Source organism: Thermodesulfovibrio thiophilus DSM 17215, assembly GCF_000423865.1.
Lineage (GTDB): Bacteria > Nitrospirota > Thermodesulfovibrionia > Thermodesulfovibrionales > Thermodesulfovibrionaceae > Thermodesulfovibrio > Thermodesulfovibrio thiophilus.
The window spans coordinates 77,978-90,869 of record NZ_AUIU01000011.1; the positions used below are offsets into that span (position 1 = coordinate 77,978).

Here is a 12,892-nt window from a genome sequence, read left to right on the forward strand (position 1 = left end):
CCTCCTAGAAAAATGAAATAATACTGAAAAAAAGCTTAACCAGCGGCCATACAAATACGCTGGTTAAGCCTGTAACAATCATAAGTATAACAATTAAAGAACCAAACGGTTCGATTCTTTCCATCATCTCTGAATATCTTACAGGTAGAACTCCTATTATGATTCTACCGCCATCAAGAGGTGGTATTGGAATTAAATTGAATGCGGCCAGAACAATATTTATCATAATAGTGGCTTTAAAAATTAAGATTAAAGGTTCAAAAATAAAATTAGGAATTGCTCCCATAAAAGGCAAAAGAACCCATTTCAAAATAATTGTACATGCAATTGCAAGCAATAGATTGGCAAGTGGTCCTCCCGCGGCTGTTATAGCCATACCAATTTTTGGATTTTTAAAGTTATATGGGTTAACAGGCACAGGCTTGGCATACCCAAAAACCCATTGTCCACTTGTGAGAACAAGAAGAAGAAAAGGCATGATGATTGTTCCAAAAAGATCAATATGGGAGATGGGATTAAGAGTAAGTCTTCCTGAAAACTTTGCTGTGTTATCCCCGAGTTTATAAGCAACCCAACCATGTGCAAGTTCATGGAACACAATAGCAATTAGTATTGCTGGTGCTGAAATTAATATTTCTCGTAAAATCACGCCAAAATCCATTATCTTATCCTTATAATTACTTCATCAGGGTTGACCATATCACCTTCTTTTACATAAATCTCTTCAACCATGCCATCAACTGGTGAGTGAATCTCATTTTCCATTTTCATAGCTTCAACAATGACAACTGTATCACCTGCTTTTACTGTATCACCTTTTTTGACTGTTATTTTGATAATAGTACCGGGCATTGGTGATGTTATATCTCCTGGCTGAGAAGGTCTTGGCCTTACTGATTCTTTTGGTTTGAGTTCAACCTTGCCTTCCTCGCTTGGAACAACCTCTTGAAGAGGTTCAACAATGACTTCTACAAGTTGATTGTTCACATAAAGAAAATATGGTCTTTTACCATCTACCTTATGTCCTTTGCCTCCAACTTTTACATGATATGATTCACCATAAAGATTAATTATAAATTCAGTTGGAGCAAGACTTGTCGTAGTTTTAACCTCTTCCTTCACTGGTTCAACTACTTCCTCTTTAATTCCTTTTTCCTTTGCTTCAAGAAACTCAAGGAATATTTTTGGAAATAGGCAATAACTTAAAACATCTTCATCTGAACGGGCTTTGTCTTTAAGCTCAGCCTTTGCTTTTTCAAACTCTGGTTCCAGCAAATCTGCGGGTCTTACTGTGATGAATTCTTCATCTCCAAGAATCTTTTTGCGTATTTCTTCATTAACAGGTGCAGGAGGTTTTCCATAAAGGCCTTTGAAATAATTTTTGGTTTCTGTTGTTACCATTTTGTATCTTTCACCTGTGAGAACATTCAGGGTTGCCTGAGTGCCAACAATCTGGCTTGATGGAGTGACAAGAGGGGGATAACCGAAGTCTTCCCTTACTCTTGGAATCTCTTCCATAACTTCCTTTATTCTATGCAGAGCATTTTGTTCTCTTAGTTGATTAACAAGATTACTCAACATTCCACCGGGAACCTGGTATACAATTACTTTAGGATCTGGGCCTGTGTATTCGCTTTCAAGATGTCTGTATTTTTTCCTGACTTCGTAAAAATAATCAGCAATCTCATCAAGAAGTTGCATATTAAACCCCGGATCCCTGCCTGTTTCTTTAAGAATATGAGATATTGTTTCAAGCGGTGGCTGAGATGTTCCTCCAGCCATTGTTGAAATTGCAGTATCAACAATATCTACACCTGCTTCAATTGCTTTAATTGTTGTTGCTACAGCCATTCCAGCAGTATCATGAGTGTGCAGATGAATTGGCAAATCTATTTCTGCTTTGAGCCTTTTCACGAGTTCATAAGCGGTATATGGAGTAAGAAGACCTGCCATGTCTTTTATGCATATTATATGAGCTCCCATGTCTCTTAGTTTTTTAGCAATGTCAACAAAGTAGTCAATTGTATAGATTGGACCAATTGTATAACATAAGGATGCTTCGACAGTACCTCCATATTTTAAGGTGGCTTCGATAGTTTTTTCCATGTTTCTTAGGTCATTTAGAGCATCAAAAATTCTTAAAATATCAATTCCATTTTCAATAGTTTTTTCTACAAATTTTTCAGCAACATCGTCAGGATAATGTCTGTACCCTACAAGATTCTGGCCTCTGAGAAGCATCTGAAGCTTTGTTTTTTTAACAAGTTTTCTGATTGTTCTCAATCTTTCCCATGGGTCTTCTCTGAGGAATCTCAAACAACTATCAAAAGTAGCACCTCCCCATACCTCAAGGGCATGAAAGCCTACCTGGTCCATTTTTTCAGCAATAGGAGCAATATCTTCAAGTTTAAGTCTTGTGGCATGAAGGCTCTGATGGGCATCCCTGAAAGTTGTATCCATTATTTTAACTGCTGATCTTTGTAACACTTTTTAAATACCTCCCTTTATATCAAGCCTGCTTTCAGATTTAAAAATTCAGAACAAAAAAATTATTGAAGATCTAAAGAGTCTCCTCCTTAAACTCTGCTGTGAGCAACAATTGCAGCAGATAAAATTACAGATAAATCAAAGGGGTCTTTTTCTTCTGTATAAAGTAGACTGTTTAATTTTTCTTCAATATATTTTGTACTGAAGTTACCCTTTTTGAAGTCTTCGTCCTCCATTATTTTTATATATAACGGAATAGTTGTTTTAACGCCTCTTATAACATACTCACTTAACGCTCGGTGCATTCTTCTTACAACTTCGTCCCAGGTTTTTCCCCATGCAACAAGTTTTGCTAAAAGAGAATCATAATATGGCTGGACATTATATCCTTCTGTCACATGTCCATCAATTCTTATGCCAAAACCTCCTGGCGAATAGTATGAGGTAACGACTCCTGTAGATGGCAAAAAATCATTTAATGGATCTTCAGCATTAATTCTGCATTGTATTGAGTAGCCATCAAGACACACATCTTCCTGCTTTATTGTAAGAGGCTGACCTGCTGCAATTTTAATCATTGTCTGAACGAGGTCAATTCCTGTTATTTCCTCTGTTATTGTATGTTCAACCTGTATTCTTGTATTCATCTCAAGAAAGTAGAAGTTTAGTGATTCATCTACAAGAAACTCAACTGTTCCAACATTATCGTAATTAACTGTTTTGGCAAGTTTTTTAGCTGCATCTCCCATTAGTTGCCTTACTTCTTTTTTTAGTAAAAGCGATGGTGCAATCTCTATTAACTTTTGATGCCTTCTCTGAATTGAGCAGTCTCTTTCACCAAGATATATAACATTTCCATACTTATCAGCAACAATCTGGATTTCTACGTGGTGAGGTCTTTCAAGAAATTTTTCAAGAAAAATACGTTCATCCCCAAATGCTTTTTTAGCTTCTGACATGGCAACCGGAATCTGCCTTTTTAAGGATTCTTCATCATAACAGATTCTTAATCCTCTGCCTCCACCTCCTGCAGTAGCTTTAATCATCAGAGGAAAGCCTATTTCTTTACCAAGTTTTATTGCATCCTCAATGTTTTTTATTGGCTGTGTACCTGGTAAAATAGGAATGCCGATTGATTTTGCAAGCGCTCTTGCTTCAACTTTTAACCCCATTTTTTTAATTGATTCAGGATTTGGACCTATGAATGCAATTCCAGCATCAAGGCATGCTTCTGCAAACTGCGGATTTTCAGATAAAAATCCATATCCAGGATGAATTGCATCACAACCAGCATTTTTTGCAAGCTCGACAATACCGTAAATATTTAAATAACCCCTGAGAGGTCCTGGAGTTACAAGATAGGCTTCATCAGCTTTTTTAACATATCTTGCAGTTGCATCAGGTTCGCAGTATATTGCAACTGTCCTTATTCCGAGCTCTTTGCAGGCTCTGATAATTCTTAATGCAATCTCACCTCTGTTTGCAATTAACACTTTATTAAACATATTTTCACCTATTTTTAATTTTACCCTGAACCTGAAAACAAAGAAGCCGGGTTCAAAGGTAAATTATTAAAATTTTAAATGAATTTTTAAAATAAATCAATGACAATGTATAATAAAACTGATGCTGGCACAAATTGAGCGAAAAATAGTGAATGGAGAAAGAATTAACGAAGAAGAGGCCATATTTCTTTTCAACTCTGATGAAATTCACATAATAGGTCAGCTTGCTGACGAAGTTTCAAAAAGAATTAACCATAATAGAGTTTACTTCATTATAAACAGGCATATAAATCCAACCAATATCTGCATTAATCGCTGTCGTTTCTGTGCGTTTTCTCGTTCTAAAGGTGAGCCTGGAGCATATGAGATGAGCATTGAAGATATTATACAACGCCTTAAAGAGGCTGAACAGAGTTCTCAACATATTTCAGAGGTTCATATTGTCTCTGGGTTACATCCTGAATGGAGTTTCGAAGATTATCTTAATATAATTTCGGCAATTAAAAAGGAGTTTCCATCTATTGGAATAAAGGCATTCACAGCAGTTGAAGTTGATTATTTTGCAAGGCTCTCTGGATTAACTCTTGAACAAACTCTTTTAAGGCTCAAAGAAGCAGGTGTTGATATAATGCCAGGAGGCGGAGCTGAGATTTTTAATCAAGATGTAAGAAACAGGATATGTCCTGAAAAAATATCGGGCGAAAGATGGCTTGAAGTTATAAAAACTGCGCATGCTCTTGGAATAAAAACCAATGCAACGATGCTTTACGGACATCTCGAGTCTTACGAACACAGAGTTGAACATCTTTTCAGGCTCAGAAGTCTTCAGGATGAGACAGAGGGGTTTCTTGCGTTTATTCCATTGAGTTACCAACCTGAAAATAATGATATAAAAGTTCCATATCCATCTGGAATAGATGACCTTAAAACAATTGCTGTATCAAGGCTTGTTCTTGATAACATTCCGCATGTAAAGGCTTACTGGATAATGCTTGGAGAAAAGCTTGCCCAGGTTGCTTTGCTCTTTGGCGCAGACTGTCTTGAAGGAACTGTTATAGATGAGAAAGTTGCTCATTTTGCAGGCGCCCGGTCAAAGCATGGAGTTTCAGTTTATGAACTTGTTCATACAATCAAAGAAGCAGGTAGAATACCTGCAGAAAGGGATACATTTTACAATATTTTGCGAATATGGCAAGATTAAATAAGTCTGAAGCAATACAGATGCTTAAAGAAGCATCAATTTTTGAATTCGGTAAAACAGCTGATACTGTGAGAAAAACACTGCATCCTCAGGGTATTGTTACATTTATTGTTGATAGAAACATTAATTATACAAATATCTGCATTAATCACTGTCTTTTTTGTGCTTTCTGGAGGACTAAAGACCATCCAGAAGCCTATGTAATATCAAAACAGGAGCTTGCCCGGAAAATTGAAGAAACAATTGATCAAGGAGGCACTCAGATACTACTTCAGGGCGGTGTTAATCCTGATTTAGGATTGGATTTTTATATTGAGATGCTCAGGTTTATAAAAGAAAATTTTAAAATTCATGTTCACGGTTTCTCTCCTCCTGAGATTTATTTCCTTTCTCAGAAGGAAGGTTTATCAATAAGAGAAATCCTTAAAAGATTAAAGGATGCAGGACTTGACTCAATTCCAGGAGGTGGAGCTGAGATTTTAAGTGATAGAGTAAGAATGAGACAATCACCAAATAAAATTAATTCCAAACAGTGGCTTGATGTGATGCGAGAGGCTCACGTGCTGGGCATGAAAAGCTCGGCAACAATGATGTTTGGCAGTTTGGATGAAGATGAAGATGTAGTTGAACACCTTGAAGCCGTGAGAAGTCTTCAGGATGAGACAGGCGGATTTACAGCATTTATTCCATGGAGCTTTCAACCATGGAATACAGATCTTAAAAAAGAAAACTCAGAGCTTATGCCAGCAGGTGCTATAAAATATCTAAAGGTTCTTGCATTAAGTAGAATTTATCTTGATAACGTCAAAAATATTCAGGTTTCTTGGGTCACTCAGGGAGTCAAGATTGCTCAGGTTGGACTTCGTTTTGGAGCAAATGATTTCGGTTCAACCATGCTTGAGGAAAATGTTGTCAAAGCAGCAGGTGTTTGCTATAGAGTTAGCATGGACGAATTGATTCAGGCAATACGTTCAGCAGGATTCAAGCCATGCCAGAGGGATACATTTTACAATATTTTAAAGTTTTTATAATTAAATAAATGAAGTTTTAATAATGTTTTGGATTAGGAGGATTTTATGAGTGAGCTTTTTGATGTAATTATTATCGGAGGAGGACCAGCAGGGCTTACAGCAGGCATTTACTCTGCAAGAGCGAATTTGAAAACATTAATTATTGATAAATCAAAAACTACAGGAGCACTCGCCCATGCATCCTTAATTGAAAACTATCCAGGACTTGAAAAACCTCTTTCAGGAATGGAACTTCTTCAGAGAATGCACACTCAGACTTTATCTTTTGGCGTTCAATACAGAGAAGAACAGGTTATAGGTGTAAATCTGATTTCAGAAACAAAGGAAATAATAACCATGCAGAGTTCTTATTCGGGAAAAGCTGTAATAATAGCAACAGGTGCTATGGGACGAAAACCATCCATAAAAGGAGAAGGAGAGTTTCTTGGAAGAGGTGTAAGTTACTGTGCTGTATGTGATGCGCCCTTTTTTAGAGGTAAAAAGGTTGCTGTTCTTGGAGACAGTGAAGAAGCTGTAAAAGAAGCGCTGTATTTAACAGAATTTGTAGATATCTGTTATTTAATCACTCCTTCAACTTCTTTAAAGGTTGACTCAGGCCATCCCATTTACTCCAATGAAAAAATACAGATACTCAAAGGTCACTCTATCAAGGAGATTTCAGGAACTGATTCTGTTACAGGAATTGTTTTGAAAGATCGAGATGGTAATGAAAAAATTATTGATTTATCAGGAGTTTTTGTCTATATAGCGGGATCTCAGCCTGTAATAGACTTTCTTGCAGAGGCATTAAAAGTTGATGAAAGAGGATTCATTGTGGCGGATGAATTCATGCAGACATCTATCCAGGGAGTTTTCGCTGCAGGCGATGTGGCAAGTCCTCATGTGAGGCAGGTTGTGGTTGCCTGTGCTCAGGGAGCCATAGCTGCACTCAGTGCTGAAAAGCATATAAGAGGAAGAAAAAATATAAAATCAGACTGGCATGGTTGATAGCATGAAAGGAAATGGCGATAACTGGAGAGGGCAGGCTTTTGAAGAGATGCTTTTTGATTATCTTGACAATGGCTACCTTGAAAACATCATTACATTTTTTGAGCATGATCCAGAGCAAATTTATTTAATTCCAAAGATGATAAAAGATGAAAGAATTAGAATTAAAGTGGGAGCAATTGCGATAATTGAAGAGATAAAAGAGAAAAATCCTGAAGTTTTGAAAAAAATTGTTCCTTCATTAATTGATTTGCTTGAATCATCAGAAAAAAATATTCGTGGTGATGCTGCTTATGCTCTTGAGATAATAGCTGATCCTGACTCAAGAGATGCTCTTTTAGAAGCACTCAACAAAGAACAAGATACTCAGGTTAGAGAATTTATCGAAGATGCTCTTAAAAGCATAACATGAGTTATCAGGTAATAGATGTTTTGGGAGATGTTGGACTCAGGGCAGAAGGAAGAAGTTGTGAAGAATGTTTTATAAATGCTGGATTGGGATTGTACAGTCTTATAACTGACTTAAATCTTATAGAACAAAAAGAAACAAAAGAGTTTGAACTATCAGCAGAAACACTTGAAGACCTGCTTGTAAGTTTTCTTAATGAACTGATTTTTATTTTTGATACTTCCGGATTTATTGGAAATTCAATTGAAGTTGATATCGAAAATAACATCATTAAAGTCAAAATCCATGGAGAGGTCTTTGATCCTAAAAAACATGAAAGAAGACTTCTGGTAAAAGCAGCAACATACCATAACCTCGTTGTCAAACAGGAAAACAATCACTGGATAGCAGAGATAATTTTTGATATTTAAAGATATAATAATTTTAGAGATTTGTAATGAATGGATTGAATTAAAAGAAGATTTGTTGATATGGCAGGATAGGAGGTATATATGCCGAAAATAGATGGAACAGTAAGAATAGATTCATACAGAATTCAAATTCCAAAAGGATTTGTTTCAGGTATGAGAACAGACGGCATAGTATACGTTGATGAAATTCTGGAAGAAGAACTGGAAGTTGACTCAGTGCGTCAGGTGGCCAATGTTGCAACCTTGCCAGGAATTGTTGGTAATTCGCTGGCAATGCCTGATATTCATACAGGATACGGATTCCCTATTGGCGGAGTTGCTGCTTTCAATGTAGATGAAGGAATTATCTCTCCAGGTGGTGTTGGCTATGATATAAACTGCGGAGTAAGACTTCTCAGGAGTAATTTAACGCGTAAAGATGTTGAGTCAAAACTTGAGGATTTGGCCAATCTTCTTTATACCCATATACCTTCCGGAGTTGGTTCAACAGGAAAGATAAAGCTAGCACCAAAGGATGCAGAGGATGTTGTGCGTAAGGGTGCAATATGGGCTGTTGAGCAGGGATATGGTGAGGCAGATGATCTTCAGAGAATTGAATCAAACGGATGCCTTGAAGGTGCTGATCCGGATGTTATCAGCCAAAAAGCGTATGAAAGAGGAAAGGCTCAGCAGGGTACTCTTGGTTCAGGCAACCATTTTCTTGAAGTTCAATATGTTGCTGATGTATATGAACCAGAAGTTGCAACAGCAATGGGACTTTTCAAGGGTCAAATCACAGTGATGATTCATAGTGGTTCAAGAGGATTCGGGCATCAGATATGTGATGATTATGTAAGATTTATGTTGCAGTCATCTAAAAAATACAGGATAGAACTTCCTGACAGAGAGCTTGCATGTGCTCCATTTAAAAGTCCAGAAGGACAGAGATATTTCTCTGCGATGAAGGGAGCTGCAAATTATGCATGGGCAAATAGACAGTGCCTTATGCACTGGACAAGAGAAGTATTTTTAAAGCTTTTTAAACTCTCTCCAAGAGAACTTGGAATGAAAGTTGTTTTTGATGTTGCTCATAACATTGCAAAGGAAGAGCTGCATACAGTAAATAACAAAAAAATGCGTTTAATTGTTCATAGAAAAGGTGCAACAAGAGCTTTTCCGAAAAATCACCCTGAGTTGCCGGATTGCTATCAAGATATTGGTCAACCAGTAATCATTCCTGGAGATATGGGAAGAGCTTCCTTTGTTCTGGTTGGATTAGAGAAGGCAATGCAGGAGACATTTGGTTCAACCTGCCATGGTGCAGGAAGAGTTCTCAGTAGAAATCAGGCAATCAAACAGGCAAAGGGAAGGTCAATAAAGCAAGAAATGGCTGAAAGAGGTATAATTGTTAGAGCAGCAGGGAAAGAGACTCTTGCAGAGGAGATGCCAGATGCATATAAGGATATCTCAAATGTTGTTGATGTTGTTCACAATGCTGGAATTGCAAAAAAAGTAGTCAAATTAAAACCACTGGGGGTAATAAAGGGATGAAGTTAAAAGTTGGCTGGATTCAATATGCCAATGTTTATCCAATATTTTACGTTCTTGAAAGGGAAAAATTATTGACTGATGATATTCACCTTGTAAAAGGTGTGCCATCTCAACTTAACTGGGCATTAAGAAACAGTCTAATAGATGTGAGCCCTTCTTCTTCAGTGGAGTATTTACTAAATCAAGAAATTTATGATTATGTTGATGAAATTTGCATAAGTGCGAAAGAGTATGTTGCGAGTGTGCTTTTTTTTAGTAATTATGACATAAAAGCTCTTGATGGCAGGAAGATTTTGCTTACAGATCAGTCTGCCACTTCTCATTTACTTTTAAAAGTAATTCTGGAACAATTTGTTCAGGTAAAGCCAGAATACGATATCTCAGCAGCTCCATATACTGGAGAGTCTTTTTTATTAATAGGAGACGATGCTCTTAAATACAGTAAGTTAAATAAAACTAAAAAGGTCTATGACCTTGCAAATTTGTGGTATCAATATACAGGATTGCCATTTGTATTTGCTCTTTGGATTGTAAGGAAAGAAGTAACCAGACCAGATTGCGAAGTTTATAGAGAATATCTGAAATTCCGAGAAAAACTTCTCCATGCAAAAAACAGTTATAGCAAATATTTCAATGAGATGGTAAAAGATTACTATTTAACAGAGTTTATGACAAAAGATGAAATAGTTTATTACTGGACAGAAAACATGGATTACAATTTAACAGATAAACACAAAGAAAGTTTAAAACTTTTTGAAAAATATATTAATTCACTGGCATAATTGTATTACCAGTTGTTTGGTTTCTTTTATTAAAATATTTTTTTCTTCTTCGGATTTGCCTTCAACATAAATTCTTATTTTTGGTTCTGTTCCTGATGGACGAATCATTATCCATGAGTTATCTTTAAAAACTATTTTCAATCCGTCAATGGTTATAATGTCAGAGATGCTTTTTTTCAGAGTTCCTATTTCAAAATTATCTCCTGTTTTAAATTTTTTTGCGAATTCCTGTACCTTTTTCTTTATATGTGGACCGAATTTCTCTCTTGGAAGTTCTATCCCGGTTCTGTCAGGGAAATATGTTCCATACAGGGATTCGATTTCTTCAAGATAATCACTCAGATTTTTATTCAAAGTGGCCAGCATCTCAATAGCAAGAAGAACTCCAAAAATTGCATCTTTTTCTAAAACATGCCTTTGAGCTGATATTCCATCGGATTCCTCAAAGGCAACTATTGTTTTAGTTCTGGCATTGGGTAGAAGATATGGTCTAAAATGTTTGAATCCAACCTTTGTTTCAACAATATCAACTCCAAGTTCTGAAGCTATTGCGTTTACAAAATTACTTGTACCTACACTTTTTGCAACAACTCCCCGCATATTTTTATGTGTGTAAAGAAAATGAAATGCCATTGCACCAAAATAATTCATGGGTATCTGTCTTTTTAAATCAGCAAAACGAACTCTATCTCCGTCGGGATCGATTATTGCAGCAAAACCTAAAATATCTTTTGAGGAGCTTTGCTCTCTTAGTTTTGATAGAGCGAGATTGAGATTTGCTTGACTTGGTTCAGGTGAAAGTCCTTCAAAAAGAGGATCATCATCCTTTCTAAGACATATGAATGTTCCTGGTTTTAACGAAAGTATTTTTGCAAGTTTTCCTCGACTTGTACCATACATATGGTCAATTGCTATTGATGGTTTATAACGTTCAATGAACTTTGTAATTTTTTCTAAATCAATCACATTTCTTTTTTTGAGAAATGCAGTATAGAGGTCTGTGAGATTAATATGTTCAACAATTTCTGTATGAGCAATCTTGATTTTTGTTTCTTTTTTCATAAGTTCATTTGCAATGGTTTCAATTGGTTTTGTAAGTTCTTCAGGAGCCGGACCTCCATCAGATGGATTTAGTTTGAATCCACCATAATTTGGCGGATTATGACTTGGTGTTAGATTTATGGAAGCTGCCACACCAAGTTCAACAATTCCAGCAGAAAACTCAGGAGTGGTTGCCTCTCCAGCATAGTAGCACTTTACTCCTTCTGACTGAATAACTCCAATTATTTCATATGCAAACTCTCTGCCTAGAATCCTAGTGTCATGTCCAACAATAACTCCTCTTTTTTTAAACTCATTAAAAGAATTCACTCCTATTGCTTTTAAAATGCTTTTATCTTCACTTTTAACAGCTTCAATTATTGCATGAGCAAGAATCCTTACATTATGCATTGTAAAATCAGAGCCTATTTCTCCGCGCCAGCCTGATGTTCCAAAGTGAATCTCTGCTGGATTATTATTTTCTTTGGCGAGCTTTTCAATATCTTTGAGAAGGTTTTTTTTAGTCGCTGGATTATCTAAAATTTCCTTCCATAACTCAGATGCGTTCATAAAGAACTCCTTGATTTTTTATTATATTAACAATTCTTCCCTCTGGAACTCCATTTTTTCTCTGATATTAATAACACGATCTAAGTTTTTAAAAATTATCCTAAAAACAATGGTTAGGATAAGAGATAAACAGGTTATCAGCAGTACTGAAGTTTTTGAATTAGATATGGAGACAACTAATAATACTAGTGTTATCCCTGAAAAAGTGATATATAAAAGCCGAAAACGTGGAAGCCATATTTTGGGATTATGAATCATGAACTGTATGGTAAGCAATTCTCTGATTACTTCCTTGGTACGGGAGAGGCCGTAGTGAGATTTTCCGTATGTTCTTCTTCGATCATTAACTTTCACTTCAGCTACTTCTTCACTCTTGACACCGAGTACCGCTGGAAGAAATCTGTGAAAACCATGAGGAACAATAAAATTCCTGACCAGTTCTGCCCGATATGCTTTTAGTCCACAACCATTGTCATGAGAAGGAATTCCTGTAACAAATGAAATTATTCTGTTTGCAATAATGGAGGGTAAAATACGGGTTAAATATTTTTCCTGTCTTTTTTTTCGCCAGCCTGTCACTGCTTTATAACCTTCTTTTATCTTTTGCACCATTTGCGGGATGTCGTGTGGATCATTCTGTCCATCACCATCCATAGTAATAACAATATCACCACGAAAAACTTTAAATCCTGCGGAAAGAGCTGCAGCTTCTCCATAATTTTTTTTATGTTCAATCACTCTTATATGCGAATCTATAGTTTTTAGTTGTCTTAGAATCTCTGGAGTGTCATCTGTGCTTGCATCATTGACAAAAATAATCTCATAGGTTATTCCCAGTCCGTCAAGCACTTCTTTAATTTCCTGATATAGGGATACAAGAGTACCTGCTTCATTGTGTAGAGGAATTATCAAAGACAGAGCAGGAAAATCATTTGCCAT

The 12,892-nt window shown here is 36.3% G+C and carries 12 protein-coding genes; 7 read left to right on the plus strand and 5 right to left on the minus strand.

The genetic code is table 11. From position 1 onward, the window contains the following. Nucleotides 1-4: 4 nt before the first annotated feature. From G581_RS0101470 to accC, 3 genes are all read right to left on the minus strand, one after another. The gene (locus tag G581_RS0101470; protein ID WP_028844288.1) at nucleotides 5-661 is read right to left on the minus strand and encodes a site-2 protease family protein; all 657 of its coding nucleotides are present in this window, start codon (nucleotides 659-661) and stop codon (nucleotides 5-7) included. After that, nucleotides 661-2,460, minus strand: coding sequence for a sodium-extruding oxaloacetate decarboxylase subunit alpha (gene oadA, locus G581_RS0101475; protein WP_038064744.1), 1,800 nt, complete (start codon nucleotides 2,458-2,460; stop codon nucleotides 661-663). Before oadA ends, G581_RS0101470 begins: the two co-directional genes overlap by 1 nt. Before the next feature lie 116 nt (nucleotides 2,461-2,576). Then, a complete protein-coding gene (gene accC / locus G581_RS0101480; protein ID WP_028844290.1) occupies nucleotides 2,577-3,992 on the minus strand; it encodes an acetyl-CoA carboxylase biotin carboxylase subunit in 1,416 nt (471 codons plus the stop codon). A gap of 121 nt (nucleotides 3,993-4,113) precedes the next feature. Here accC and mqnE point away from each other — a divergent pair, with 121 nt between their 5' ends. From mqnE to G581_RS10235, 7 genes are all read left to right on the plus strand, one after another. Further along, nucleotides 4,114-5,193, plus strand: a complete 1,080-nt coding sequence (mqnE, locus tag G581_RS0101485) for an aminofutalosine synthase MqnE (protein ID WP_051178667.1) — start codon at nucleotides 4,114-4,116, stop codon at nucleotides 5,191-5,193. Further along, entirely contained in the window at nucleotides 5,181-6,224 is a 1,044-nt protein-coding gene (mqnC, locus tag G581_RS0101490; RefSeq protein WP_051178669.1) for a cyclic dehypoxanthinyl futalosine synthase, read from the plus strand. Before mqnE ends, mqnC begins: the two co-directional genes overlap by 13 nt. 45 nt (nucleotides 6,225-6,269) lie before the next feature. After that, nucleotides 6,270-7,211, plus strand: a complete 942-nt coding sequence (locus tag G581_RS0101495; RefSeq protein WP_028844293.1) for an NAD(P)/FAD-dependent oxidoreductase — start codon at nucleotides 6,270-6,272, stop codon at nucleotides 7,209-7,211. A gap of 4 nt (nucleotides 7,212-7,215) precedes the next feature. Continuing rightward, nucleotides 7,216-7,623 (plus strand): HEAT repeat domain-containing protein, encoded by a 408-nt coding sequence (locus G581_RS0101500; RefSeq protein ID WP_169368349.1) that lies wholly within the window; start codon nucleotides 7,216-7,218, stop codon nucleotides 7,621-7,623. Next, the gene (locus G581_RS0101505; protein ID WP_028844295.1) at nucleotides 7,620-8,030 is read left to right on the plus strand and encodes an archease; all 411 of its coding nucleotides are present in this window, start codon (nucleotides 7,620-7,622) and stop codon (nucleotides 8,028-8,030) included. Before G581_RS0101500 ends, G581_RS0101505 begins: the two co-directional genes overlap by 4 nt. Nucleotides 8,031-8,111: 81 nt before the next feature. Next, complete coding sequence (locus G581_RS0101510; protein ID WP_028844296.1) at nucleotides 8,112-9,560, plus strand: RtcB family protein; 1,449 nt, start codon at nucleotides 8,112-8,114, stop codon at nucleotides 9,558-9,560. After that, complete coding sequence (locus tag G581_RS10235) at nucleotides 9,557-10,342, plus strand: menaquinone biosynthetic enzyme MqnA/MqnD family protein (protein ID WP_051178671.1); 786 nt, start codon at nucleotides 9,557-9,559, stop codon at nucleotides 10,340-10,342. Before G581_RS0101510 ends, G581_RS10235 begins: the two co-directional genes overlap by 4 nt. Here the strand turns inward: G581_RS10235 and G581_RS0101520 are convergent. Beyond that, nucleotides 10,331-11,953 carry a phosphohexomutase domain-containing protein gene (locus tag G581_RS0101520; RefSeq protein WP_038064624.1) on the minus strand — a complete coding sequence of 541 codons (1,623 nt, stop codon included), beginning with the start codon at nucleotides 11,951-11,953 and terminating at the stop codon, nucleotides 10,331-10,333. The genes G581_RS10235 and G581_RS0101520 overlap by 12 nt on opposite strands. A gap of 21 nt (nucleotides 11,954-11,974) precedes the next feature. Then, nucleotides 11,975-12,892, minus strand: a complete 918-nt coding sequence (locus G581_RS0101525; protein ID WP_028844298.1) for a glycosyltransferase family 2 protein — start codon at nucleotides 12,890-12,892, stop codon at nucleotides 11,975-11,977.